This window comes from Paraburkholderia sp. EG286A (genome assembly GCF_040965375.1).
Lineage (GTDB): Bacteria > Pseudomonadota > Gammaproteobacteria > Burkholderiales > Burkholderiaceae > Paraburkholderia.
This window is the reverse complement of the sequence record NZ_JBFRCB010000015.1, coordinates 1-26031: the sequence shown is the minus strand read 5'-3', so window position 1 is coordinate 26031 and position 26031 is coordinate 1. Positions and strand designations below refer to the sequence as shown.

Sequence of the window (26031 nt, the reverse complement as noted above, 5' to 3'; positions counted from 1 at the left end):
CCTCACCTTCGGCCTGCTCGGCCGGCCCGAACCACGCGCCTTTGATTCCCCGAGACGTCTCGATTGGCGGCGTGCACAATCGACCTCACCTTGAATCGCAAGTCTCTGTAGCGCTAGAAATGCAAAAGTACGGAAATAGCCCTGAAGATTCGATTGCAAGCCGTTCGATCTGCTGCACTGCGCGAATGATCGCTCTTTTTCTGTATGCGTATGTATGTTGTTTTTGTAAACAAAAACCGAACAGACAAACTAACAGAAGACAGGTGTATTCATAATAATCATCTAGTTAGGCTCCTAAAGGTGAGGGTGGTTGTGCTGAAGGTGAGGTTTCATGTGCTTAAAAGTGAGGTTTTTGGCCTGAAAAGGTGAGATTCGACACGCACAACAGTGAGGTTCGATGTGCAAGGATTGCACTTATCCACAATGGTGAGGTCCTTTGTGCAGCCTGAACGAAACACCTCCCGGAACCGCGCAGTACGGCCCGCATCCACAATCGCAGGATGGCTATGGTGAGGTTCGTTGTGCGTATGGTGAGGTTCCTTGTGCATGATTCGCGAGCAGCCTGCACACGCTGCTTGACAGCGCTTCGTGATGGTGAGGTTCGTTGTGTTGACACCTCACCTATGAGTGATAAAGTCGCATGACTCCAATCAGGCAACTCACGCAATGGCATCGGACAACCCGGAAGAGGGCAGAACGAGAACGACACCTCGGCAAATGGCCTTGGCGTTGTTTGAAGACATGTTCGATCTCGGTTTGCCAGTAAATGAGTCGAGCCGCGAGATCGGGTATCAACGCAACAACTTCTTCACCGAAATCGTGAACATGGGGTTGCCTGCGCGACGCTTCCTGGACGCGGCGTACTTCATCGTCGCCCAGGAGTCTCAGACGCAGGACCAGTACGACGTCGAACTGAACTACTTCAAGTGGCTGATGCGCTATGACAGCCGCAATCTCAAGCACCTGCGGACGATCGCCGACGAAGCCCAGAACGCCAAGATCCGCTTAACGAATACGCCCTCAGATCGCGATCCGCATGAAGACGACTTGTGGGTTCAGGTCCAACTCATCGGGCTAGTGGCCTTTCATCGCGGGCGAATCCGGTTCGACGTTCACCCGACCTTGGTGCCACATATTCGCGACCCGCGAAAATCGCATTGGCTGAGCTTGCGCATATCGACTGCTTTCACGAGAAGTCTGGCCAGAGCGATCTACGACAAAGTACTGCCAAGCGTTCCAGCGGGGCGCACCGATTGGATTCCACTTGAGGTGATGCGGACATGGCCAGGGAAAATGGGCGCAAACGCGGCCATTTTCAAATACTTCAAGCGTGACTGGCTCGAACCCGCGGTCAAGGAGATCAATGAGGTTTCCGACATCGAACTCTCGTATGAAACGAGGACCGAGTCCACCTCTTCGAAGAAGATCGATCGTCTGCGCTTCATGCTAAAGCGAAAAGATATGGCCGACGCTGTGATGGCGAGCCTTGCTGACGCTAGCCATGTCTACAAGGTACTCAAGGACGAGTTCAATCTGTCATCGCGGCAGTTCAGCGAGATCTCGGAGAATCGCAATACGTGGACGGACGAACGCATCCAGCAAGCGATCGAATACACGCGTTTCCGGCTTCATCGCGGTCAGGTTAAGAAGAGTCCGTCTGGCTATCTGATGAAGGCATTGCGCGACAACTGGAAAATGTCGGAAGCCGAGCGAACGATGGTCGAAGTGCAGGCGAAACTGTTGAGCAACGAAGCCCAGCAGAACACCGAAACGACGGAGGTTCGTGCCTCGATTGCGCACAGCATTGCCTCGAAAGAGGAAGAATCGCGCGCGCGCATGAACGAAGAGGCGAGAATCGGTCGTGAGCACTACCTGGCTGCGGACGAGAAGAGCAAACGAGATTTCATACGTGGCTGGGTCGGCTCCCGCGAGGGCAAACTGATGCTCCGCCGCATGAAGCTTGAAGCCACCGACGTCACCGAGGGCGACATCCTCGCAAGCGGAGAACTTGGCTGGTACCTCGGCCAATTTGTTTTTGGAAGAATCAGCGCGTTGCGAGCCAGTCAATAGGAGGCGCGAAGGCACCTAAGAGTCTGTCGCACGTTTCATCGTTTCATCGGCGTTCAGCGGCAGACAAGTCCAGCAACGTGCCCTGAAGTCGGCGATGCCGTACGCGCTACAAATCTGCTCTCAAGGCGATGGCGGTGGCCACAACCGAATTGCGGCAGCGCTTGCTGGATGTTTGCCGTGGTGGTGCCTCGAGCTCCCAGGGAAAGGCACCCGGAAGGCAGCGAGTTTGTCGTCTCCAGGCATGTGGCGTTTTTGATGGCTAACAGGTAAGCGCGCCATGAGGGACGCGGGTCCGTGGCGTCACAGCTGCAGTTCGGTGGCAGCGCTGGCGCTGGCACGTCTGGCGCGGTATCAGGCTTCATACAGAGTAGCTCTTCCTGACCGGCGGCGCCTCATCGCCGCCATCCGTTTGCTGTGACGAAAACGAGGACCACACTCGGTATCGGCCTGTCGCATATGTCATCTGTTGAGCCAGAGCCTCCACAAATTCGCCAGAATAGGGGTGCGGCAAATTCTCAACCGGAAGGGCGGGTGCCCATGTATCGATTTGAAGAGTACGACCTCATCATCGACGCTCGCAGTGAGAGGGAATTTGCAGAGGATCACATCCCCGGCGCAATCAACCTCCCGGTCGTCAACAACGACGAGTACGCTGAGGTGGGAACCTTGCATCGCACCGACAAGATGCGCGCGTACCTGATCGGCGTGTCCTTTTCGCTGAGGAATATCTCGCGCCACTTGGATACAGTGATCGTGACCCGCCCTCGGCGCGACAGGATTCTCGTATATTGCTTTCGAGGGGGCAAACGCAGCCGTCTATGGTTCGATGCACTGGACACAGTTGGCTATAAAGTAGAGCGGTTGCCGGGTGGGTGGAAGGGTTACCGCCGCTGGGTCAACGAACAATTGGAAACCCGCCCACGAGAGTTTTCGTACCTCGTTCTTTCTGGACCGACCGGCTGCGGCAAAACGCGTTTGCTTGAGCAGCTTTCGGCCGAAGGGGCGCAAGTGCTCGATCTTGAGGCGATCGCTGCGCATCGTGGTTCTGTCATCGGAGCAATCCCGGGGGTTTCACAGCCGACCCAGAAATATTTTGACAGCCTGCTTCTCCAGAAGCTCTCGACCTTCGCGACAACGCGCCCGGTGTGGATTGAGGCAGAAAGCAAAAAAATCGGCAATGTCCAACTTCCGCTGGCTTTGTTCGAAACGATGCATTCAACCGGGACGCTCTTGAAAATCAGCGCACCGATGTCTGAGCGAGTCCGACTCTGGCGGGAAGATTACGCGCACTTTGAAAGCGATCCCGATTCCTTAGTTGAGCGGCTGACACATCTTCGAAGCATCGTAGGCGGGAAAGAACTCGAGCTATGGCATGAGCTGGCCGCGTCGCGAAGGATCCCAGAATTGTTCGAACGCCTAATGATCTCGCACTACGATCCGAGCTACGCGCGATCTACAAAGCGAGGCTATCAATCACTCGCCGAGTCACCTTCCATAGAGCTAGTGGATCTGCAGCCTGCTAGCCTCAACCATATTGCTCGGAGCCTCATCAAGCGCTTTGGCTGATATGCAAAAGGCATCGGCTGTCACCCGATCGCGTAGCTACGCCCCGCATTTCTTGCCACCACAACGTGCAGATCAAGATCACAAACCTGAGCTAATTACCGAATATATGCAGATCGGTTCGCATTAATGTTTCCGGATGTAACAGCGGTGGCAGACCCCGAAGTTGGAGCATTAACTTCATACGAGAAATTTTGATCCGGACAGGACAGATTGTCGGATCGGGATTATTGGGGCATGTCCGCCACAATCGCGGACCGCATCATCCTGCTCTTAAATGAGCGGGTTCGGCTTGGCTCATCTCGATCTGCACCGTGGCGTGGTGTGCCCCAGAGAGCGGTCGATTCGCTGGCCTCGGGCATTTAGGCGTCGCTGCTTGATGTCCAAATACTCTCGGGTTGGGAACTATGAGCGAGTGCATCAACATCGTTTGTCCGGCATGCGAAGCGCCCTTCGGTGACGACTGCTGGGAGGTATTGCTGGAGAACGAGGTTCATCGACTCACGTGTCGGACATGTCAAACAGTCTTTTTCGCTAGGCTGTTCGAATGTGAAGCCTGCGTGGCCGACAACGTAGTCTCCGCAAGGTCCCGACAAGACTGTCTCGATCGCACGTGTAGAAAGTGCGGTCATCATCCCGACGGCACTGGTGCGGACTATGAAGAATCTTATCTTTGAGCGCGATGTCGGCGCGTCTTCTGAAAGGGTCGGCGTACGGCTATACCGAGTGACAACCGGCTTTATTGCCGAGCGGTTTCTTGTCCAGGGAAACCAAACGGTTGCCGTACAGGTACTCCCGATGTCAGTGCGTAACGATTTTGAGGACTTTGCATTGGCGGATCCGCATTACTCGACGATGCAAGCCATTTATGGAGAGGTGCGGAGGCTGGTGTGGGGCCGGCACGTTGATGACGCACATTGAGCAAGGTAGGACGCATGGATCTGAGCGTTGACGATCTGTTGAAAGCCACTGATGAGCTGGAACTGATCTCGCTTGTCAGTCGCGCGATTCAAGCTCACGGAGCAGAGTGGTTTGTGTTTGCCTCTCTGCACCCCTCCGACTATTCAGATAGTCGATCGACCTACCGGTTCTTGATCGGCTGTCGTCCAGAGTGGTGCCAGCTGTATAACGCAAATCGGTGGTATCTAACCGACCCATGCCTCGAGTATGCGCGTTCCAACACGGCGCCTGTGCTAGGTTCAGCGTTGCCCGTCCACACCGCGGGACAGAAGCATATGTTGGAGGTAGCCGCGGAGAATGGATTTCGTAGCGTCTATTTGATTCCAGCTCATACGAGCGAAAACGGTCGCATCGGAATTCTATATCTCGGGTCCGATCGGCCTCCGGAGGAAGCCGAGCCACAATTCCACGAGGCACGCCCCTTCTTTCGTGCTTTGGCGTTGGAGCTTCTCGAGTGGTCCTCCAGTGCTCTGAGGGAAGAGGCCTTGCAGACGACAGGTCTTACGCAAGACGAGGTCCGGCTCTTGGCTCTGGTAAAGACGGGCTTCACGGCGGCCGAAATCGCAACCGAACTACGTGTCTCATCGATGACGGTCTATCGCCAGTTTCAGAGGATCAACGAGAAGCTCGGCGTTGGTCGCATTACCCGAGCCGTGAAATTAGCGGAAGAGCATGGCCTCCTTGCGTGAAAATCAAGGATGGTACTGGCTTTCGGTGATGATGCCGGCTGCTGCAATTTTCGCGTTTCTTTGGGATCGTCCGTGGCGGTATCTGTTCTGCCTGGTTGCTACAATCCTACTAGGTGACTTGCTCCTCGGTGAACATGTTGAAGCCGACGGCGAGCAAAAATGTGTCACAGGGATCAGCGCTGCGGTTCCCGCCGCCTTTATATGCCTCTGGTTGTTCGCGCTTCTCACGGCGGTGATCCGCTTGCGATCGGTAGCGGTACCTGAATACTCGGGGTTCACTGCCGCATGTGGTGTCTTGAGTGCGTTTGCAATGGCGCACATTCATGAGATTTTGCATCACGATGATAAACGGCTCAGAGTGGCATCTGATATCGCGCTTGCGCTGGCTGGATATCCACACTACCGGATTGTTCACGACCTGCACCACTCGCACGTAGGAGATCCCCGCTACGGCTCAACTGCTTGCCTCGGCCTTTCGCTGTGGCGACATGTCGGCAACTCCCTTCGTCTTTCGTTACTCGCTGCATTCACGCACGATCGGCTCCGGCTGGCGAAAGGTCGGAAGAGCAGGCTCATACGGGCGGCTGTAGTTTACATTGCGACCCTCGGAGTGTTTGGGTGCCTTGGTGGTGCCCGCGGCATACTGTTCTATCTCGGGCAGAGCGCTATCTCTGTGTTCGTCGTCGAGGCGATCGGCTATATCCAACACTACGGTCTGGTTGGGACTGCCCGCAATCATGAAGACGCGCTAGCGTGGGACGTGCGTTTTTGGTTGTCGAATCGGCTTTTCGTGAACAACGGGCTCCACACCCATCACCATCTCGACCAGACACGCTCATACGAGCGCCTCAGGTTAGTCGGCACGGCGACCCCAGCCGGCTATCTGCATATGTTCATCCTCGCACTCGTTCCACCGTTCTGGTTCTTCGTTATGAATCGCCATGTGGAAATGTTCAGTCGCCCAGCTAGCATGGGCGAAGATGAAAAGCAAGAATAAAAGTGGCTCTTGAAGTTGTCACCATGCTTCGACCAAAGTGTAAGTGCGCCGTCATTTCAGTGTTGCCATTCGCGGACGGCGTGACGCATTGGAAGTTAGGCGGAAAGGCGGAATGAATAGCTTCGAGCGTTATGCGAGTGGGACTACTCCCGTGTGTGGCCGTTGCGGTCTTGCTGGCGGGCAGCTTGTCAGCGTGGCTCACGAAATCTGTATGCATGATGACGGCGCGCACGCTTTCAACCTTGCCCGCATGCTCAGAAGTGCCTCGCGAGCGCGGACATAACGGTCGTAGCGCCTGTTCGACGAATCGTCCCACGCCACAAGGAATCGATCGCCGGTTGACGGACCAAAGAACCATGCCTATAATCAAAACGCGAATTTTGATTTTTGATATTCATAAATCAAAAAATGATTCATGATGCTTGATGGATCTGCTCGCTTGCTGCAAAAAGCCTCTTTCTGTGCAAAGAAGGGGCGATATGGGTATTACGCAAGCGGAATTGGCGAAAGGGCTGGTCACCCGGCCTCGCGTGGCGATCTTCATGGGACCGCTTGGCTCGTGGCAGATCGAATTGACGGCGGAGGGAAAAGTCCTGGCGGTTGAGACGCAGCGGGGGCATCCAAAGACGTGGCGCGTTCTGGACGACGCAATCGCCTTTGCATGCGAGCACTGCAAGGACGCGGAGGAGATCCGGATCCGCTTCAAGGATAGGGAGTTTATAGCAGGCAACATCCAATGATCGACCAGTGAAGGCGCTACCAACACCAACACCGCTCCACCGGCCTAACCATTGATTACCGTGCGAGGGAAATAATGGATAGCCCCGTTATAGCGGCGGCGATCGTGGCCGTGCGCGCTCACTGGATCGAGTACGCCTATGCTTGATTTCAACCAGTTAGCGCAACAGTGCGCGCCATCTGTGCATCCAGTTACGATGCAAGCCATCGCTCGCACCGAATCCGGCTTCAACCCGTATGCAATCGGCGTGGTTGGCGGCCATCTGGCGCGACAACCACGCGACTCCGAAGAGGCAGTTGCCACGGCTCGCGCGCTCGATGCACGTGGAATCAATTTCAGCGTCGGGTTAGGACAGGTTAACCGGTTCAATCTTGGCCGGTATGGCCTTACGTACGAAACCGGATTCGACCCATGCGCCAATCTTCGTGCGGGCAGTGCAATCCTGCACGCCTGCTATCAGCGGGCAAGTGCCGCGTATGGTCCAGGGCAACGCGCCTTGCGGGCGGCAATCAGTTGCTATTACAGCGGTAATTTCGTTGGCGGCGAACGGGCTCAATCCAGCGGATCCAGCTACGTTCAGCGTGTTATTGCCAATGCAGCGAGCATGGCGGGACCTGTCGACATGGTTCCCGCGATACCGGTCATCATGAACCGGCCAGCCCGCCCGATAACGCAGGTTAGTGCAGGAGCGGCTAAGCCGAGCACCCCGAACCACGCCGTTCGAGAGCCGCACAAGGATCGACCGCATCCGTCGTGGGATGCCTTCGGCGACTTTGGCTGCGAGAGCGATTCACGCAGGTGACTTGACTGGCCGCGCCGCGGCTCTTGGTGAAAAGGAGAGGTCATATGTTTCGGAAAATGAAACTCTATCCGATTAAATCAGGACAACTGAAAGATAATGCGAAACGCATGGCCTGCGCTGGCAGGTCAGCGCTGCTTGGCGCCGCACTGATTGCGCCCAGACTCGCCCTGGCCGGGGGCGGCCTTGATTCAGCGACGGAGGGTGCGAATACGTTCAAGATCTGGCTGTATTCGTTTCTCGGTGTCTGCGCTTCCTGCGTGCTGCTATGGAAAGGGGCTGAGTGCTGGGCAGACCGTTCTCACTGGAGCGAGTTCGTTACGCTCGGCGGCAAGGTCGCAGTGGTCGGCGCGGTGGTTGGCGTGCTCGCTCCGTATCTGTGGAACCTCTTTACCTGAGCGCGCATCATGTCGGACGAGAAAGCCCGCTATCCCGGTTTCAATGGTCTCGGACGTACGGCGGCCATCTGGGGCGTGCCCTACATGGCGATGCTGGTGGTAGTCGTCGCCTCAATGTTCTCGGGTGTGCTCGTAGCTTTCTTCGTCGGCCCGGGCGGCCTGCTGTTTGTGTTTCTCGGCTTTCCCGTGCTGCTGTGGTTCAAGCACATGTGCGAAACCGATGATCAGGGACTGTGGATCATGTGGCTCCAGTTCCGCTGCCGCTTCTATTTTTGGCAGTTGCGCATCCGTGCGCGGGTAAATGCGGGACGTGCGGCGCCAAACTTCGGAAATACATCGACGCTTGCGCCGTTGCGATACGGCCGTCAGCGTCGAGTCTTCCGCGATTTTCTCCAACCATTGGGCAAGGGCGAGCGCCGGCTGCGTGAGCTCGATCGGGAGCCGTGATGCACAGCAGACCAACCATCTCGAGCGTGATCCTCGGTGCAATCGGCGCTGTCGAAGACTGGATACCAAGGTTCAGGCACCCGGTCACAAAGCATGTACAGCACCTCGATGGAAACCGGTTCATGGTCACACTTGCACTGAGTGGCGTGCCGTTCGAGGTATTCGAAACCATGGTGCTTGAGCGCAAGTTCGACCGCGACACCGAGACCCTGAGCAAACTGGGTCGCGACCTTGGCGGGCGCCTTGCCTGGCACGGTGCTTTCATGCGACGGCGGGTAAATGTCAGCCGCGAGTACCGTTTCGACAGCCCCTTCATGAGCTGGTTTTCGACACAGCATGGCAGTCAGTTCAGTGGCGGACGCTTCTTTGAAAATCGCTATTACTTTTCGATCATCCTGAAGTACGAGGATTTCGAGGACGGATTGAAGGAAATCGCGTCACTCGCCGGGCAGGCGCTGCATCAGCTTGCGGACTATGAGGCCGAACTGATCGAGGTGTACGAACGCACGCATATGAACGGCACGAAGATGCTGTTCTCGCCGCTATATGGTTTCGTCAGCTATCTCGTGAATGGTGTGACGGTCGATCTGTCCGTCGCTGCGGAGCCGGGTGTTGACGTCATCCCATCAAGCTATCTTCGCTTCGGCTACGACACGCACGCGATCGACGGGCCGGGGGTGCCGGACCACCGGAGATTCTTCACCTGCCGTGATCTGCGCAGTTTCCCGGACAAGCCTGGATTTGGCCAGCTTGATCCGTTGCTCTCGTTGCCAGTCGAATTCACGGTCGTGCATTCATTCAACTGCATGACGGGTTTCGAGTCGAACCGCACGATCGACTCGGCGATCAACAAACTGGAGTCCGCCGGCGACAAGGCGAAGCATCAGGTCAGGGAACTGCGCGATGCGCAGGGTTACATCAACACGGGTGAGCTGTCGTTCGGTGAGTACCACGGTGCGGCCGTAGTCTACGGCGCAAGTCCACAGGAGGCGGTGGAAAACGGGATCCTGTTCGCGTCGCGCTCGCTTAACGAATGTGGTGTCGAGTGGGCGCTTGCGACCGGCTCGGCGCCCTTCACGTATTTTTCGCAGGTCCCCGGTGCGAAGGTCAAGCCACGCCCGAAGGTCCAATCTTCGCGCAACTTCGCGTCGATGTTTACCTGTCACGACTATTCGGCCGGCAAGGCAGAGGGCAATCCGATTGGCGACGGCTCGGCTGTCATTCCGTTCCGTACCGCATCGGGAATCTATCACTTCAGCCCGCATGCGAGCCGGCAGGGTGAGGTCAATGTGGCGGAGAAGCTAGCCGCGCACCTGAAGCTGCAAGGCACGACGGGTGCCGGCAAGTCGACTGTCGCCACCGCCGTCACAGGCATGCTGTCGCGGTTCGATCAACTGCTCTTCGTACTGGACAAGGGCCGTGGCTGGGAAGTGTTCATCCGCGCGATGCGCGGTGCCTACGTCCATCTGGAAAAAGGCAAGCCGACCGGCTGGGCGCCGTTCGAGCTGGCCGACACCGCCGAGAATCGCGAATTCCTGTACGGGCTGGTCGAGCTTTGCGGGCGCAGGAACGGCGTCGATCACCAGGGCAAAGCCATCAAGATCGATTTGAGCGCTGCGGAGAAGATCCAGTGCCGCAACGCCGTCGATGCAGTGATGGGCGTCGAGGACGTTCGCCTGCGGCGATTCAGCCTGCTGCTCGACAGCATCCCGGATGACGGTGACGACAGCCTGCGCCAGCGGCTGTCGCTGTGGTGCAAATCGGAGAACGGCCGCTTCTGGTGGGTGTTCGACAACCCGCCGAACCTGTCGCTGAACATGACGCAACAGCGCTGGATCGGTTTCGACGTCGAGGCATTCCTTGTCGAGAACTATGAACCCTCGGAGCCCGCGTTCGCCTGGCTTTTCCACCTCAAGAGAATGATGCGACGGGAGGGCAGGCTCATGCAGACCGTGATGGAAGAATACTGGTTGCCTATCCGCTTCCGCACGATTCGCGAACAGATCGAGGAGACGCTCGCGAGTGGCCGGAAGGAGGGTGAGTTCATCATGCTGATTACCCAGCAGCCTGAGCAGGGCCAGAAAGCTGCCGACCTGTACCCGGCGCTGCGCAGCCTCGTGGCAACGAATCTTTACCTGGCCGATCCGGCGGCGGAAGAAGAGGCGTACGTGCGTGATGGCATGACGCGCAAGGAATTCAGCGAGTTCAAAAAGCTCACGCCGTCGTCGCGCCGGTTTCTCATCAAGCAGGGCAACCAGTCGGCGTTCGCGAGTTTTGATATCAGCGGAATGGATGACGCGATCGCGGTGTTCTCGGGAGACCGCGAGAACGTCCTGATCTGCGACACCGTGCGCGCGGAGCTGGGGGACAATCCGGACGTGTGGCTACCGGTCTACCTGGAACGCGTCTTCGAACGCAAGCTGCGTACACGCCTCACGGCAAAGCACGGCGCCGAAGAGCGGCTATGGGCCGGCGAGCTGCAGCGCAACCTTGATCGCAAGCGGGCCGAACTCGCCCGCATCTATCCGTCGGCACCCGCTGTCGACGCTGGGAACGAAGCTGTCACTGCCTGATGGAGGGAATCGTGAACGTCAACGATGAAGAACGGCCTGCACGCCTGCTGCGGGCGGCCAGTGTGGCCGTCACCGCACTCTGCCTGGGTGCCACGGCCGTCGCACGTGCGCAGGGCGTACCGACCATCTCACCTGCCGAGCTTGCCCAGCAGATGGAGCAGGTCCAGCAGCTGATGCAGCAGATCGACAACCAGGAGGCGCAGTACCGGGCACTCACCGGTAACAGCAGCCTGGGCACAATCATGAACGACGCGTCCCTGCGCAACTATCTGCCGGAACAGTGGCAGGACATCTACGACCGGGCGAAGCGTGGCAGCCTGTCGGGCATCAGCTCGACGATGCGCTCGATCGAGCAGCAGGAAGGCATGACGGACGCCGCGACGCCGGGGCAACAGCGCTATTACGATGTGCTCTCGGCTAACAAAGCGATGAACGAGCAGGCGTACAGCGCGACGATGGCGCGGCTCAATAACATCCAGTCCTTGATGCAGCAGTCGAACTTCACGCAGGATCCGGCTGAGAAGGCTGACCTGCAGAATCGCATGGCTGCCGAAGAGGCGATGGTTACCAACGAGCAGACGCGTCTGCAGCTCACCGCACAGCTGCAGGCGACCGAGCTCAAGCTCGCGGAAGACCAGCGAGATCGCGATTTCAAAAACCAGTTCCTCGGAGGTTCAAATGGCGAATAAAGCTCTCCTTTCCGCGGTCTTCAGTCTGCTGGTCGTCATTGCCGGCTATTTGGGCTATCTCGCGTGGGACCGCCATCAGCACAACGCGCAGGAAGAAGCTGCGCACCAGCGTGAGCTCGCGTGGAAAGCTCAATTCCTTGGAACGACGCCTGAAAAGCTCCAAAAGGAAGAAACGTCCGCGCAGCGCGCTGAGGAAAAGGCTGACGAAGAAACGGCGGCGAAAGCGGTACAGAAGTGACAGGACCCGAACTCAGGAGCAAGCCATGTCGTATACGCCAATCACCACAACGATCTTCTCGAGGATGACGTCTGATTTCGACGCCAACGTCCTTGCGACCATCAGTTCAGGCTCCGAACGCATCATCGGTCTGATATCACCGCTGATGATGGCGTGCTTCAGCATCTATGTACTACTGGTCCTATGGTCGTACTGGCAAGGGCACAACGACGAACCGATCAACGACTTCCTGACGCGTATGGCGGCATGGGCGTTCATTCTGACCTGTGGCATGAACATCCAGTTTTACACTGAATACATTGTGCCTGCAGTGAATGGCTTCGGCGAGCAGCTCTCCGGCGCGATTACGGGGCAGAGCAATCCGGTTTCCGGCCTAGACAACCTGTTGAGTGCGTACATCAACGCAAGCGGCCAGATTTACGATAGCGCCGAAGGCTTTCACATCATAGGGGCAGTCTGGGTAATCACTGTCATGCTCGTTTTCGCCACGCCGTTTATGGGACTAGCCGTGGCCTACATCATCCTCGCAAAGTTCGCCCTCGGATTGCTGCTCGCACTCGGGCCATTGTTTATCTCGATGGCGCTGTTTCCGCCGGTGCGGCAGTTTTTCTGGAACTGGGCGGGGCAGTGCTTTAATTACGTGCTGCTGGTGGCCCTGTTCGCCGGCGCAGGCGCGATAGAGGTCAATTTCGCACAATCGATCGCTCCGAGCGGGACCGCTTTCCCGTCGATGCGGCAGGTCGTGGAGATCAATGTGATGGGCGTTGTGTTCTTCGTCGTCGCCCTGAATCTTCCGGGCCTAGCTGCGGCGCTGGCAAGTGGCGTGGGCATTTCAACGATGACGGGCAAGCTGGGTGGTCTGGGCCGTGCGCTGGCCGCTGCCTCGAAAACGGGTAGTGCGGGCAAGTACAGGACGGGTGGCTCAGTATCGCAAACGTAGGAGGCCACATGCCCGACATCTTTGCGAAGCTGATCCGCTGGTGGTTGATAGTCGTCTGCTGGGTCACGTTTGCTGGCTTCGTCGGGGCGTTGCTCAACGATATCGGTACGTTCATCTATCACCGGTTGCATCGATGACAAATGAATGGAGGCATCAGGCATGAAAATCCTGTTCTGCACAGGCCTGCTCGCATTTGTCCTGCAGGCGTGCAGCTCTGCGCCGAAACCACCGGAGCCGACGGGCCAATGGGTGCCAGTCAATCCGCCGCTGGCCCAGCAGTCCGGTCGCACGGAACCCAAGTGAGGACCAGGATGGTATCGGCAATCAGACAATGGTTCGCGGCGGGCGTGGGCTCGCGCAATCGCGCACGGACATCAGCCACTTCGGCAGCGCACGTGGAGGAAGCAGCGAACGCTGTTGGCCGGTCACAGCGCGACGCACTCAGCTGGTATCTGGACCAGGCACGGGAATTCGAAAAGTCGAAGGTCGAGGCGGCCGAAGAGAAAGCGAGGATTGCTGAGCGCCGATCGGTGCTCTCGGGCGGCATCGCGCTCGCGGCTGTTTTTGGCATGGCAGCTTTAGGACTCCTGAAAAGACCGAATCCACCAGCGATTCTGCGTGTCAACGACACAACCGGAAAGGTCGATGTGCTGCCCACGACTGCGAATGGGCACGTCAGCTTCACTGAAAAAACCGACCGCGCGGACCTGCGCCGCTACGTCGAGATGCGCGAGAGCTACGACTGGGAGACGATCTCCGACATGCACAGCGCGGTGATGTTCATGAGTGACGATCACGAAAAGGACGCCTATGACGCGCTTGTCCGTGGCGCGGCCGGCCCGCTCAAGCTGCTCAAGGACCAGGCACGCGTCATCGCCCGGGTTGGTTCAATTACTTTTGTCGGTTCGACCGCGCAGGTGTTCTTTTCGCGGCAGCTGGTCCCCCTGAATGCAGCAGCAAAACGACCGGACCCGACCTACTGGATTGCGACAGTGGCCTTCACCCGCGTCGATGTGCCGGAGAAGCAGGACCAGCAGGACATTGATCCGGACGGGTTCAGGTGCACCAGTTACGAGGTGACACGCGACTATACCCGCGCGCCAGCGGATGCGTCGCCCGATGTCGTACCGACAGTACCGAGGCCGAGCGGGAGCGCGTCGTGAGATGTCGTGGACTGCGTTCGCCGAAAAGTGCCGTGGCGATTGTCGCTGCCTGCGCGCTTGCGGCGGGCCGCGTCCAGGCGCTTGAAATCCCGCGCAGCTGCGGCGCTGACCCGCACATCCAGTGCGCGACGTACAGCCCCGATCAGGCCTACCGCGTGGCGACGATGCCGGGCCGTGTCGTGATGATCCAGTTCGAGCCCGGTGAGCACATCCTGAAGGACGGCGGCGGCATTGGCGATGCGCGCGCCTGGCACGTTTCGGTCAACGACAGCGGTGCGCTGCTCAAGCCAGGTGCGGTGCAACCCGAAACCAACCTCGTGCTCGTGACCAACCGGCGCACCTATTCGCTCTCGCTTGCCGATGTAACGCGGTTGCAGCCCGCGACGTGGATCCTGCGCTTCGAGTATCCGGACACGAAGGCGAGGGCGGCGGCCGAACAACTGCGGCGCCGCGAGGCGGTCAGCTCGGCGCTGGCGGGGCAGCAGGACACTCCCGCGGTCCCAGCCGCAATCGCATTACCGGGCGCAGCGGCGTCACCAGGTCCGCCCGGGTCAGCCATGCCAGCAGCAAATACGCAGTACATGATGCGCGGCGATCGCGCGCTTGCGCCCACCGCCTTGTGGGACGACGGGCGTTTCACCTACTTCAAGTACGCAACCGCGCGCGACCTGCCGACGATCTTCACGAAGCTCCCGGATGGCAGCGAGGCGACAGCGAATTTCCATATGGAGGGCGACACCGTCGTCGTCCATGAGGTCTCAAGCGGGTTTGTGATCCGCTACGGGCAGTCGGTGCTGGGGATCCGCAACGACGGCTACTCGCCGGACGGCCACTACAACCGCGCTGCCTCGTCGTTGTCCGGCACGGCGCGCATCGAGCGCGCGCACGTCGGCGGCGATCGGCCGCAAGACTGACAGGAGAGCCGAAACGCATGAGCGAACGCAACGAAATTGATAGTGCAGGCCCTGCCGACGCCGGGCCTCAGCCGTCGCTGGACCTGCCCGGGCGCCGCCGCCCGCGTGCGGGCCGGCTGAGGCTCGTGCTGGTTGCGTTGATCGTGATTGCGCTGGGCGCTTCGGGCGTCACGATCTACCTGCAGCGGCTCTTCCAGCAGCATCAGGACGCAAAGCAGGCGGCGCTCAAGAAGCCAAAGGATGGCGGCGCGAGCGAGACCGGCGCCGACATCGAGACACAGAAGGCGCGCATCAAGCGCGCCGAAGCCGAGCAGGCGCGCGCCGCATCGGAAGCGGCCGCGGCCGCGGCGGCGGCAAGACAGCAGCTTGCCCCGCCGGCTGGTGCCGCCTCGCATCCCAGCGGCGAAGGGCGCACCGCGATCGCGAGCAACCGGCCACGCTCGCTAACACCCGCTGAGCGGCGTCTTTCAGGCAGCGTGCTCGTGATGGTCGGCGACAGCAGGGGCGCCGACGCTCCTGAGGAATCCGCTGTCGCGTCCAGTGACGCAGGCGGCGGCAATGCCGACACCATCGGCAACGGCCCGGGTGGCGATGGTCTGGCCGGCATGGCGAAGTCCATGGGGCTCGCGGCGCTGCGGGGCGGCCCACCGGGAGCCGCCGGTTCATCTGGCGCAGCGCCGGCGGATAACCATGATGCCGGCAACAGCAAGGGATCGGCTTTCGAGCAGTCGCTGCAGCCCTCGAAGCTACAACCGATGCGTGCCTCGTTCCGGCCGAACCGGCACTACATGATCGCCCGGAACACGATGATCCGTTGCGGGCAGGCTACCGCAATCCGCACCGACCGACCGGGTCTGGTTGGCTGTCCGATCGCCGATGACGTCTGGTCGGATGATGGCACGACGTTGCTCATCCGCAAGGGCGCGTTGGCCAAGGGCGAGCAGCGCGATGCAGTGATGCACGGGCAGGGCGTGATCGGAGTGATCTGGGACGAGATTGACGATGGTGATGTGCGGATTCCCCTGGACTCACCGGCAACCGATCCGCTCGGCGCTGCGGGCATTCCCGCCTACATTGATGAGCACTTCTGGACCCGCTTCGGCGGCGCACTGGTGGTGAGTCTCATTGGCGACTTCGGGCAGGCTCTCGCCAACAAGGCCACCGGCTCGGGCCAGACGATCACCTTTACGAACAGCTCGAACGCGACACAGGATGTGGCCGCAGAGACGCTACGCAACTCAATCAACATCCCGCCGACCGCGTACTCGAATCAGGGCTCCGTGATCAACATTTTCGTTGCCCGCGATGTCGATCTGACCAGCGTGTATGAAAACGTCGGCAGCGACGGCAGCGAGATTGCGCCATCGGGCCGGTAATGACGAATGTGAGGGGCATGACGATGCAACTGACGATCCAGTTTCCCGACACCTTTGCCCTTCATGGCATCGAGCGTGACGCCTTCGAGGCTAGGCTTCGCGACGCGCTGCATTGCGTCTTTGATGGAAGCCGCGTGCGGCAGCTGGCCGAACAGGTCAATGCGCGCCGGCCGTTCGGGCCGTCTGACGTCCTGCCGCCGCGCCGGATCGGCGACGCGCAGGTCTTCGAGCAATGCATGACGCTTGACCGGTGCGGGTTCGACGACATGTCGATGGCGCTGCGCCGCGTGGTCACGCACGCTATCGGCGCGCGCCTCAGCCTTGAGCTGACCGGGCCCGGCATTGCCGCGGACATCGTTGGCCAGGATGAGGAGGCAACTAACTGTCTTGCCCGCAACCTCCCTGCAACACAACGCCAGCGCTGGACAAGCTTCCTTGCGGGGATAGTCACGACGGTTGTCTCCATGTCGCCGGCGCAAACGTGGCGCGATCTGACAAGCACCGTGCCTGGTGGCGGGCGACTGAACCGGGGCCCGGTTCAGGTCGAGCCGCAGGGCACCGATGCAGGATCGCACTGACGGACTCCAGGTAGTTATTGCCATCCCGCCCCAGACATATCTGGAAGGAGTACATATGAATGCAGTGGTGATCGATGTCATCGAAAAAGGGACCATCGCGCGCAGCTTCCTCCGCCAGATGGGTATCGCCGGTTTCCTTGACAGCAGCCTGACCGAGGTGGCCATTAACCGGCCCGGCGAGATATGGACGCAGGGGTCGGGCGCCTGGGAGCGGCACGAGGCGCCCGCCTGTACGCTCGATGCCTGTTTCAAGCTCGCCAATGCCCTGACGGTGCTGAAGGGGGGCAAGTTCTCGACGAAGGAGCCCATCCACCCGGTGGTCCTTCCCGACGGCCAGCGCGGCCACGTGCTGATGCAGCCGGCGTGCGAGCAGGACACGATTTCGATCACCATCCGGATTCCTTCGAACCAGCGGTTCTCGGTCCACGAATACGAGCGCAACGGCTGGTTCGCGCACTACCGGGACGTGTCACCGCGCCGGGAGGTGCCGGCATCGCTCGACCTGCCGCCCTACGAACAGGAAATGCTCGAGGCGAAGGGCCAGCGCAACGTCGCCCGACTCGTTGAGCTCGCCGTCGCGAACCGTCTGAACATCGTGCTCGCTGGCGGCACGGGCTCCGGCAAGACGACGCTCAACAAGGCGCTATCCGATCTCGTGCCGTCCGATGAGAGGATCGGCACGATCGAGGATACGCCGGAACTGTCGCTGCCGAAGCATCCGAACCGCGTGCACATGTTTTTCAGCGACACGCTGCCGGCAAAGGAACTGGTGCGCTCGACGCTGCGCATGAAGTTTGATCGTGTGTTTCTTGCCGAGCTGCGTGGTGACGAGACCTGGGACTACATGACGCTGCTCAATACGGGTACGCCCGGTGGCATTACGACCGTTCACTGCAACAACGCCAGATCAGCGCACTCCCGTATTGCGACACTGATCAAGCAGAGCGTGGTCGGTCAGACACTTGACTGGCAGTTCATCATGGATCAGGTCCGCGTCACTGTCGATCTCGTACTTTTCATGCGCGACAAGCGTCTGTCGGAGATCTGGTACGACCCGGTGGGCAAATGGCAGCTGCTGGGAGGCGTGGCATGAACGGGCGAGCGGCGTCACCCACACAGCCCGACGGCCGCCCCGGGGATCGGACGGCGACCAACCATGAAGGACGACCCATGCCAAAAACTCTCCGCATTCTCATTCCGTGTCTGGTCGTGCTGGTGATCGTGGTCGCTGCAGTGACACTGGGTCAGTATCTCGGCGGGCTGCTGTTCGTGAAGATGCAGAAGCTGCCGCCGGACGCGATTGGCGTCTTCACGCTGTACGACTACTGGCAGGCCTGGGGCGATGTCCCCGCGGTCAGGCGTGCCCTGTCCGTCTGCACGCTGCTGTCAGCCGTCATTGGCTGCATGCCCGTGGTCGTGATCATGATGGCACTGATGAAATCGCGCGGGCGTATCGCGCAGTTCGGCAATGCGCGCTTCGCGACGCGCCGCGACATCGTGAAGGCCGGCCTGCTGGAGAAGTGATCGTGCAGCTCGATTCGACTCTTCCTGTACCGGTACTGCCAGGGACGACTGTTTTGCCGGCGCTGCGTTACCTGTCTGCACCTGCGGGACCCGTATTTCTCCTCACGTGATCCAGGAGGAAAGCACCTTGTCCTACATGTATCCACCGTTCATCGTCGGCAAGTACAAGGGCGAGTACCTCAAGTATCGCGGCCAGGACTTCCTGATGCTCGCCGCCGGCACGCGCTCGGGCAAGGGTGTCTCGATGGTGATCCCGAATCTTCTCACCTATCCGGATTCGGTCGTCGTCGAGGACATCAAGGAAGAGAACTTCATGTACACGTCCGGCTACCGCAGGCAGTGCGGCCATGCGGTCTACCTGTGGTCGCCGTTTTCCGAAAACGGCCGGTCGCACGCGTACAACCCGCTCGAATACATCGCCGGGCGGCCGGCATATACGCGCGTCGGTGACGTGATGACGATCGGCGAGCATCTGTATCCGTCGAATGTCGACGCGCGCCTGCGATACTGGAACGACAACGCCCGCAACCTGTTCGTCGGGATCGTGCTGTACCTACTCGAAACGCCGTCGCTGCCGTGCACGTTCGGAGAAGTGTTGCGTCAGGCCTCGGGCAGGGGCCGCGCGATCCGCGAACACGTCTCGTCGATCGTCAGTACGCGCTCGAGCACGACCGGCACGCTGCCTGTCCTCAGCTTCGAGTGTCTGGATGCGCTCAACCGCTTTCTCTCGCAGTCGAAGGAAGCGTTCGCCAATATCGTCTCGACGATGACGGCACCGCTCAACGTGTTCAGCAACCCGGTCGTTGATGCCGCGACGAGCCGATCGGATTTTCATCTGGGCGACGTACGAAAGAAGCGGATGTCCATCTACGTCGGTATCAAGCCGGGCGACCTGAAGGCGGGCGCGCTGCTCGTCAACCTTTTTTTCTCCCAGCTGATCGACCTGAACACGCGAGAGCAGCCCGCCGAGAATCCGGACCTGAAGTACCAGTGCGCGCTGCTGATGGATGAGTTTGCGGCGCCCGGCAGGATCGACATCATCGATACGGCCAACGCATTCATCGCCGGCTTCAACCTGCGGCTCATGCTGATTTTTCACGGGATGTCGCAGCTCGAGGACCCGAAGCTGTACGGCAGACACGGTGCGGAGACGCTTGCGATCAACTGCAAGATGCGCAGCCTCTTTGCACCGCGCACACTCAAGGACTCGGAAGAATATTCGAAGATGCTGGGCACGTTCACGCATCTGTCGCGTTCCCGCAGCCGCAGTCGTGGTCGCAGCGCGTCGACGAGTACGAACGAGACGGAACACGGCCGGCCGCTCATGCTTCCACAGGAACTGCGGGCCCTGTCCAGCCGCAGGCAGATTATCACGATCGACGGTTGCGAACCGATCCTGTGCGAAAAGGCGTACTTCTACGAAGATGCTGAGCTCGTCGACCGCCTGGTTCAGCAGAGCCCTTATCTGCAGGGGGTTATGGCCAGTCTCGAAAAGGTCAACCGTCGACGCGCGTGGTTCGGGTTCGGACCGAAGCTCCCGAACGAAGAGCAGATGAAGCACGCCGCGTTTGTTGCCCGCGAACTCTGTGCGCCAGTGCCGCAGATCGACGTCGAGCGCTGGTGGCACTCACAGAACGCCGTGCGGCGGGCGCAGGCGGAACCTGCAGCGCGCACCGCGGAGGCCGCTGGCGTGCGCGATGTCCGCGAGCACGAAATTGGCGTGCTCACCGCCGTGCACTTCGCCAACCGCGGCACGATCCGTGCCTCGCTGTTCCGGCTGATGCCGTACCTGGGCGAGGTGCTGCCGGAAGCGGCCGCATCTGCACATGCAGCCGCAACAGCTCAACCCGGTTCCCAAGCCGATCCGCAACCTGATCCGCAGCCTGGACAAGGAGTCGTCGCATGAACGAGATCGAATTTCCGGCCGACCTGATGGACCACCGCGAGCGCGGCGCGGCCAATGCCGACGACGCTTCGGCCATCCGGGCGCGCACCACGCCGCCGGCAAACGAACCGGAAGGGAAGGCCGTGCCTCGCCATCCGGAAGCGCCCCTGGACAGTGCAACGGAAGAGCGCCTGAAGAAGATCCGGGCCGCTGATCGGGAGCGGGCCAGCAAACGGCTCGCACCCGATGTATCGCACGATGAGCAGGCCGCCGAGGGGGTGAAAACGGCTAAAGGCACCGGCCAGCTGATCGGCAGGAGAGACGGGGAGGCACAGAACAGCATCCGTCCAAAGCCGATCTTCGACAAAACCGGCTACGACGTGCCGAAGTCAGTCAGCAACCAGTACGTTGCCCACGACGGAAAGTTTCTGGACCGCAAGAGCGAGACGGTGCACTTCGAGGATACCGGCCGCACGCTCGCGACGGCCAGCGAGGACCGAAGCGTGATCGTGCACATGGTGGAAGTTGCCAAGGCGAAGAACTGGAGCGAGCTCCAGCTCAAGGGTACGGAGGAATTTCGCCGGCAGGCATGGATCGCAGCAGAACTTGCCGGCGTACCCACGCGCGGCTTCAGGCCGAAGCAGCTGGATCGCGCGATGTTGACCGCTGCGCGCGAAGCCATGCGCATCAGCGCCGGCGAGCCAGCTGGCGATGCGCACGAGGTGCGCACCAACACCGTCGAGAGCGCAGCCAGTCCGAAGTCCGAAGGTGCGGAGCCCGAAACGCCCGCGCATCGTGCACCGGCCAGCGCAGGTGCGCACCCTGTCACCGCCGCGCCAGCCGCACGACGGGCGCGGCAGTCCGGGCGTGCGCGCCCTGCCTCCCAGGCACCGGCGTCCTCCCCCTCGTTCGAGCAACCGGCAGCCGGTGTAACCGTCGGCGTGCTCGTCGCGCACGGGCCGGCGCCATTCAACCACGACGCCAGACAGAGTCCAAGCTATTACGCGACCGTGAGCACCGTCGGTGGCGAGCGCACGGTATGGGGCCTGGATCTCGAACGCGCCATAAGTGAGGCGGGTGTGCAGGTCGGGCAACACATCGAGCTCGCCAGGGGCGGCAGCAGGACTGTCACGTCCCGGCAGCGGCAGTTCGATGCGCAGGGCAATGAGTGCGCGCCAAAGAACGTCACGAGCCGCCGTAACGAATGGCTGGTTTCCTCGCCGGACATGCCGGGGCTGCCTACGCAAGAGCAACGTGAGGCGCTGGCTCGCGCACGTCGCGAAGGTGACGAGCACAGGCAGATCAATGAAGCGCGCGAGCGGTTCCTGAACGGTAACTGGCAGTACTCGAGTCAACAGCGCGCCGTGCTCGACGCGGCGCGTGAGCGCATCAAGGAACAGGCGGCGCGAGAGGTCCTGCGCGAGGAGATCAAGGGTCTGCCCGAGCAGCAGCAGGAGAAGCTTAAGGAGGAGTTTGAGAGCGCTGTGGCCGCGGCGCGGGCAGCAAACCGGCCGCTCGATGTGCCGATGCCGCAGGTCAGCGAGGCCACGATCGAGGCCGTGCGTGAGCAGATCGAGCGCGAACAGCGCGGATTCTCGCAGGCTCAGGAGACCGGGCACCCAACACCGGAAGCGGGTCACGAAGTTCCGCCCTTTGAACTAGAACCGTAACTGAACGCGTCTGGCGTGGCTGCGGTGATGCGGCTACCTCCATCAACCAGCAAGGAACATCGCATTATGAAGATTGCCGTTATCAATTTTTCGGGCAACGTCGGCAAGAGCACCGTTGCGCACCATCTGCTCGCCCCTCGTCTGCCCGGTGCCGAAGTGATCCCGATCGAATCGATCAACTCGGATGACCGCGAAAAGGAGGGCGCCTTGCGCGGGTCGCAGTTCGATGAGCTGCAGGATCAGCTGATGACGCTGGAAAACGCCATCGTCGATGTGGGCGCGTCGAATGTCGAAGATTTTGTCGGTCTGATGCGAAGCTATGACGGATCGCATGAAGACTTTGATCTCTTCATCGTGCCGGCCGTATCGACCGCCAAGCAGCAGGTGGATACGATCGCAACGTTGCGTGCGCTTTCTGACCTGGGCGTGCGCGCCACGAGGATCCAGCTGGTCATGAATATGGTCGATCGCAAACAGGACCTTAACCGCGGCTTCGCGAAGCTGTTCGAGTTTCACTCGCGCAGTGACGTTTTCTCGATGCATCGAGATGCAGTCATCTACGAAAATCCGATCTTCGAGAAGATCAAGGGTTTCGACAGATCAATCGTCGAAATCCGCGATGACCCGCGCGACTACGTCGCGCTGAACGCTGAGGCAATGGAAAACGGGGCATCGGAAGCCGAAAAAGCGCATATCCGGCAGATGGTCGCACTCAAACGTCTTGCGAGCCGGGTGACGACAGAACTGGATGATGTGTTCAAGGTTCTGGTGCGCTGATGGGCGCGTCGGAGGACTCGATCCGCGAGGAACTGATCGGCGAAGTGCTCGGGCAGCTGTCGCACCTGCGTCGTGACGTGAACGAGCTGACCCAGCTGCTCCAGGCGAGCGGCAAACAGTTCAAGGATGACGGCGAACTGACCCTGCTGCGCTTCACTTCGCGCTACGAGCGATTCCTCAAGGACTTCAACTCGGCGACCACTGGCGTGCTCGCCGAGGCCGGTCATTTTGCCGAGGCGCGCGATCAGCTCGTCGGCGAGCTGGCATTGCGTGAGTACGATGCGGCAAGCGCTCGTGTGCGGGGACAGTTGCGTGATGTCCTGCGCGAAGGGGGGCACCGCTGCGGTATTGGTCGTCTTGAGCTTGCGGTATGGGTCGTCTGTGCAGCACTTGGTTCGGCCGCGCTCTCGGTCGGGGCGGTTGTGGTACTGCATACGATCGGCATATAGGAGTCGTTCCATGCAATTCCAGACATCTTTCGTAGTCGCAGCGGCAGTATGCACGGCGCTTGCAGGTGTCTCGCCAGCGCGGGCTGATGATGACAACCAGAACGCATGCGGGGCAGTGCTCTGCCTTGCCGGATTGATGCAGGGCAGCAATGGCGGTCGGGACTGCAGCCAGTACGAGGCGAACTACTTCTCCATCGTGCGTTATCACCATGGCCATTTCGATCTGGGCGGCACGTCGAGCGCGCGCGGCGATTACCTCAACCAGTGCCGTTCGGTTGGAAGTGGTCAGAAGAGCGCGGTGAATTCCAGGTACGGCGGCGTCGAGAATGGCCCGTGAATCGCTTCGCTCAGGGCGGGGCGAATTTCCGGGCTTGGGGCAGCCGGGGTTTTTATGCACCAGCGTCTTTTTCAGTCATGTGGAAGACGGCCGGTGCCGCGTTGCGCGCAGTGCAAGCCGCGACCGCGCACACCGGCAGCGGAACCGTGCCGACCGCAGTACAGTGCCATCTTTGTTCCAGGGGAATCCGATGAAACTCACGGCTGCAAAACTGCTTGAGACCATGGAGTCGGACCGCGAGTATCTGGCGGGCGAACTCGCCAGACGATTCGATACGTCGATGGCGCAGATGAATGACATGCTCTGCACGCTTGTCGAAGAAGGTCTTGTGCACATGAGTAGCCATTCGTCGCGCATCATTCGCTTTGTGCGATTGCCACGCTCGCTCCAGTCACGGTCGCCGGGCCACGAGGGGTCACTCCAGAGCGTGTGCAGCCTCGCCGCGCTCACCCGGACTTCGCGCTGAACGCATCATGCAGCTCGTCGAGCGCGATCACCCCGATACGATCAGACGAGATCTGAGCGAAAAAGAAGCCGCAGCGGTGCGGCGGTTCTGCGGCGAGGGACAGCAAGTGCGGCCTGAGGACGTCAGCCTCGTGGACGCTGTACTCGAAGAGATGCACGACGGACGACATGTGCGTCTGTGGCTCGAGTGTGACTGCGTCAGCGCAGCGGGTGGCCGGCCGCGGCTGACAGCCCGGGTGCGTGAAGACGGTCCGCGTCATTTCGTGCGCATGCATCAGTACGGCGAGCACCACTGTGCACTGGCGTCGTTCCGGCAGACGCCGGAGCCGGAAGACGTTGGGCCGGACGATGATTGCGCACGGCCAGGCCAGCACAATCCGCTCAGACCGGTGGCCGACGCGCTTGACTATCTGGACGATCTTCATGAAGGCGCGGCACGGCCGGGCCGCTCGACGGGATCAGGGGGCGGCTTGGGCGAAAGGGGCCGCCGCCTGCCGCGGCTCGGAAGTATCCTGCACACGCTTCTTGATGACGCCGACTTCGCACGGCTGCACGTCGACGCATTAAATGACAAATCCAGATCGTGGGAGCGGCTCGAGGCATATGCAGCCGGCCAGGCGCTGAGCCCGCAGCTATCGCTCTCGCAGATACTCTATTTCAAGCCATGGACGCCTCTCAACGGGAAGATGACGGAGATTGATGCCCTGGTATGGCCGGAAAGGAAGGCACGCAGTGCGCTCCTGCTGTTCGTCGCCGACGAGCTTCGCGCAGGCGCTGCAATCAAGAAAACCAGCGTGGGCGAGTGCGTAGTGCGTCCCGAAAAGGGCATCCGTGCAGGTGGCCGCGATCAGCGACTGACGCAGCCGCCCTACTGGGTGCTCAGCGTTATTGACCGCGATCGCGACGGCAACGCACGCGTTCGGGAAGCGTTCGCGCAGCATGCGTATTCGTTTGCTCGCCCCGTACCTCTGGACAGCCGGTACGAGCGCGTCACGCTGAAATTGCTGTTCGACGTCATGGCATGGGTCAAAAGGCACGGCGTTGAGGTGACGCTCTGGAAACCGCTCTTTGACCGGGAGGTGAGGCAGACCGACGCGCCGAGCCAGTGGTGCCGCCCCGACTTTGAACTGACGTTCCGGTCGGTGGCAGCCGTTGGCGTTGCGGCACGGCTGCACCGTGTCGTCATCGAGACGATGGGTGCCGACGATCCTGACTACCTCGAGCGCAAGTCGCGTACTCAGGAAATCATGCAACGACGCGGCATCCTGATCGAGCATCGCGTCGCCGACGATGCTGGCCAGAAGGAGCGGGACGACGTGTTTTTCCGCAGGGTCGCAGCAAAGATCCTGCATCTCGCCGGTGTTTCGCAGACCAGGCCAGTCTGAACGATTCACGGTGCCCCGACACCCGCCCATCTTCCTGATGGATGCGCCGCTTCCTGCCGGCGACTCACGCGCCATCACCAGCGCGACGCCGACCACGACGTCTGGGTAGCGGCCATGCTGGGGGGCGTCACAGCTTGCCGACCGTTGTGAATTTCGCGGCGGGCGTGCGCAACAGTTGCCGACTGCGGGGCGCCGATCACCAGGCGCATTTTTTCGACATTACCTGGCCAACTGTCAAACGGCCATCCGTCGCCACCCGCCGCAGCTGTCGGTCCACGAAACGCGACTAGACAGTATGACTCCGCGAGGTAGAGGCTGGCCGCCGCGCGGATTCAAACGCGGGTTAGCATGTCTGCCAGAGCCGCACGGTGCGGACAGGGCCACACCCCGGCGATATCCATCACGG

The 26031-nt window shown here is 60.4% G+C and carries 28 protein-coding genes; all 28 read left to right on the top strand.

Annotation, left to right across the window (positions count from 1 at the left end):
• Positions 1-666 precede the first annotated feature (666 nt).
• On the top strand, positions 667-2070 hold the full coding sequence (locus AB4Y35_RS39595; RefSeq protein ID WP_368708609.1) for a replication initiation protein: 1404 nt from the start codon (positions 667-669) through the stop codon (positions 2068-2070).
• 537 nt (positions 2071-2607) lie between these two features.
• Positions 2608-3636 carry a tRNA 2-selenouridine(34) synthase MnmH gene (gene mnmH, locus AB4Y35_RS39590; RefSeq protein WP_368708608.1) on the top strand — a complete coding sequence of 343 codons (1029 nt, stop codon included), beginning with the start codon at positions 2608-2610 and terminating at the stop codon, positions 3634-3636.
• Positions 3637-4290: 654 nt separating this feature from the next.
• Positions 4291-4554 carry a hypothetical protein gene (locus AB4Y35_RS39585; RefSeq protein ID WP_342952600.1) on the top strand — a complete coding sequence of 88 codons (264 nt, stop codon included), beginning with the start codon at positions 4291-4293 and terminating at the stop codon, positions 4552-4554.
• 14 nt (positions 4555-4568) lie between these two features.
• A complete protein-coding gene (locus AB4Y35_RS39580; protein ID WP_342952601.1) occupies positions 4569-5282 on the top strand; it encodes an autoinducer binding domain-containing protein in 714 nt (237 codons plus the stop codon).
• The gene (locus AB4Y35_RS39575; protein ID WP_368708607.1) at positions 5266-6279 is read left to right on the top strand and encodes a fatty acid desaturase; all 1014 of its coding nucleotides are present in this window, start codon (positions 5266-5268) and stop codon (positions 6277-6279) included. Before AB4Y35_RS39580 ends, AB4Y35_RS39575 begins: the two co-directional genes overlap by 17 nt.
• 425 nt (positions 6280-6704) lie before the next feature.
• Positions 6705-7019 carry a hypothetical protein gene (locus AB4Y35_RS39570; protein WP_368708606.1) on the top strand — a complete coding sequence of 105 codons (315 nt, stop codon included), beginning with the start codon at positions 6705-6707 and terminating at the stop codon, positions 7017-7019.
• Positions 7020-7157: 138 nt separating this feature from the next.
• On the top strand, positions 7158-7820 hold the full coding sequence (locus AB4Y35_RS39565) for a lytic transglycosylase domain-containing protein (protein WP_368708605.1): 663 nt from the start codon (positions 7158-7160) through the stop codon (positions 7818-7820).
• 44 nt (positions 7821-7864) lie between these two features.
• Positions 7865-8215, top strand: a complete 351-nt coding sequence (locus AB4Y35_RS39560; RefSeq protein WP_368708604.1) for a hypothetical protein — start codon at positions 7865-7867, stop codon at positions 8213-8215.
• A 9-nt stretch (positions 8216-8224) separates the two neighbouring features.
• Entirely contained in the window at positions 8225-8662 is a 438-nt protein-coding gene (locus AB4Y35_RS39555) for a VirB3 family type IV secretion system protein (RefSeq protein WP_368708603.1), read from the top strand.
• Between the two features lie 122 nt (positions 8663-8784).
• Entirely contained in the window at positions 8785-11235 is a 2451-nt protein-coding gene (locus AB4Y35_RS39550; RefSeq protein ID WP_368708602.1) for a VirB4 family type IV secretion system protein, read from the top strand.
• An 11-nt stretch (positions 11236-11246) separates the two neighbouring features.
• Positions 11247-11924 (top strand): type IV secretion system protein, encoded by a 678-nt coding sequence (locus tag AB4Y35_RS39545; protein ID WP_368708601.1) that lies wholly within the window; start codon positions 11247-11249, stop codon positions 11922-11924.
• Positions 11914-12162: a hypothetical protein gene (locus AB4Y35_RS39540; protein WP_368708600.1), complete on the top strand. Its 249-nt coding sequence runs from the start codon at positions 11914-11916 to the stop codon at positions 12160-12162. The genes AB4Y35_RS39545 and AB4Y35_RS39540 overlap by 11 nt, the downstream gene beginning before the upstream one ends.
• Positions 12163-12187: 25 nt before the next feature.
• Positions 12188-13102 (top strand): type IV secretion system protein, encoded by a 915-nt coding sequence (locus AB4Y35_RS39535; RefSeq protein WP_368708599.1) that lies wholly within the window; start codon positions 12188-12190, stop codon positions 13100-13102.
• A gap of 8 nt (positions 13103-13110) precedes the next feature.
• Positions 13111-13239, top strand: a complete 129-nt coding sequence (locus AB4Y35_RS39530; RefSeq protein WP_368708598.1) for a hypothetical protein — start codon at positions 13111-13113, stop codon at positions 13237-13239.
• Between the two features lie 22 nt (positions 13240-13261).
• Positions 13262-13405, top strand: coding sequence for a hypothetical protein (locus AB4Y35_RS39525; protein WP_368708597.1), 144 nt, complete (start codon positions 13262-13264; stop codon positions 13403-13405).
• Between the two features lie 92 nt (positions 13406-13497).
• Positions 13498-14265: a type IV secretion system protein gene (locus tag AB4Y35_RS39520; protein ID WP_368708596.1), complete on the top strand. Its 768-nt coding sequence runs from the start codon at positions 13498-13500 to the stop codon at positions 14263-14265.
• 32 nt (positions 14266-14297) lie between these two features.
• The gene (locus AB4Y35_RS39515) at positions 14298-15179 is read left to right on the top strand and encodes a TrbG/VirB9 family P-type conjugative transfer protein (protein ID WP_368708595.1); all 882 of its coding nucleotides are present in this window, start codon (positions 14298-14300) and stop codon (positions 15177-15179) included.
• A gap of 17 nt (positions 15180-15196) precedes the next feature.
• The gene (locus tag AB4Y35_RS39510) at positions 15197-16555 is read left to right on the top strand and encodes a TrbI/VirB10 family protein (RefSeq protein WP_368708594.1); all 1359 of its coding nucleotides are present in this window, start codon (positions 15197-15199) and stop codon (positions 16553-16555) included.
• A 23-nt stretch (positions 16556-16578) separates the two neighbouring features.
• Positions 16579-17133 (top strand): hypothetical protein, encoded by a 555-nt coding sequence (locus AB4Y35_RS39505; RefSeq protein ID WP_368708593.1) that lies wholly within the window; start codon positions 16579-16581, stop codon positions 17131-17133.
• 55 nt (positions 17134-17188) lie between these two features.
• Entirely contained in the window at positions 17189-18226 is a 1038-nt protein-coding gene (gene virB11, locus AB4Y35_RS39500) for a P-type DNA transfer ATPase VirB11 (RefSeq protein ID WP_368708592.1), read from the top strand.
• Positions 18227-18303: 77 nt separating this feature from the next.
• Positions 18304-18657 (top strand): hypothetical protein, encoded by a 354-nt coding sequence (locus AB4Y35_RS39495; RefSeq protein ID WP_368708591.1) that lies wholly within the window; start codon positions 18304-18306, stop codon positions 18655-18657.
• A gap of 136 nt (positions 18658-18793) precedes the next feature.
• Positions 18794-20563 (top strand): type IV secretory system conjugative DNA transfer family protein, encoded by a 1770-nt coding sequence (locus tag AB4Y35_RS39490; protein WP_368708664.1) that lies wholly within the window; start codon positions 18794-18796, stop codon positions 20561-20563.
• Positions 20560-22212, top strand: coding sequence for an LPD7 domain-containing protein (locus tag AB4Y35_RS39485; RefSeq protein ID WP_368708590.1), 1653 nt, complete (start codon positions 20560-20562; stop codon positions 22210-22212). The genes AB4Y35_RS39490 and AB4Y35_RS39485 overlap by 4 nt, the downstream gene beginning before the upstream one ends.
• A 66-nt stretch (positions 22213-22278) precedes the next feature.
• The gene (stbB, locus tag AB4Y35_RS39480; protein ID WP_368708589.1) at positions 22279-22989 is read left to right on the top strand and encodes a StbB family protein; all 711 of its coding nucleotides are present in this window, start codon (positions 22279-22281) and stop codon (positions 22987-22989) included.
• On the top strand, positions 22989-23438 hold the full coding sequence (locus tag AB4Y35_RS39475) for a hypothetical protein (RefSeq protein WP_368708588.1): 450 nt from the start codon (positions 22989-22991) through the stop codon (positions 23436-23438). The genes stbB and AB4Y35_RS39475 overlap by 1 nt, the downstream gene beginning before the upstream one ends.
• Before the next feature lie 10 nt (positions 23439-23448).
• Entirely contained in the window at positions 23449-23775 is a 327-nt protein-coding gene (locus tag AB4Y35_RS39470) for a TrbM/KikA/MpfK family conjugal transfer protein (protein ID WP_368708587.1), read from the top strand.
• A gap of 190 nt (positions 23776-23965) precedes the next feature.
• The gene (locus tag AB4Y35_RS39465; RefSeq protein WP_368708586.1) at positions 23966-24241 is read left to right on the top strand and encodes a hypothetical protein; all 276 of its coding nucleotides are present in this window, start codon (positions 23966-23968) and stop codon (positions 24239-24241) included.
• A gap of 7 nt (positions 24242-24248) precedes the next feature.
• Complete coding sequence (locus AB4Y35_RS39460) at positions 24249-25625, top strand: hypothetical protein (protein ID WP_368708585.1); 1377 nt, start codon at positions 24249-24251, stop codon at positions 25623-25625.
• Positions 25626-26031 lie beyond the last annotated feature (406 nt).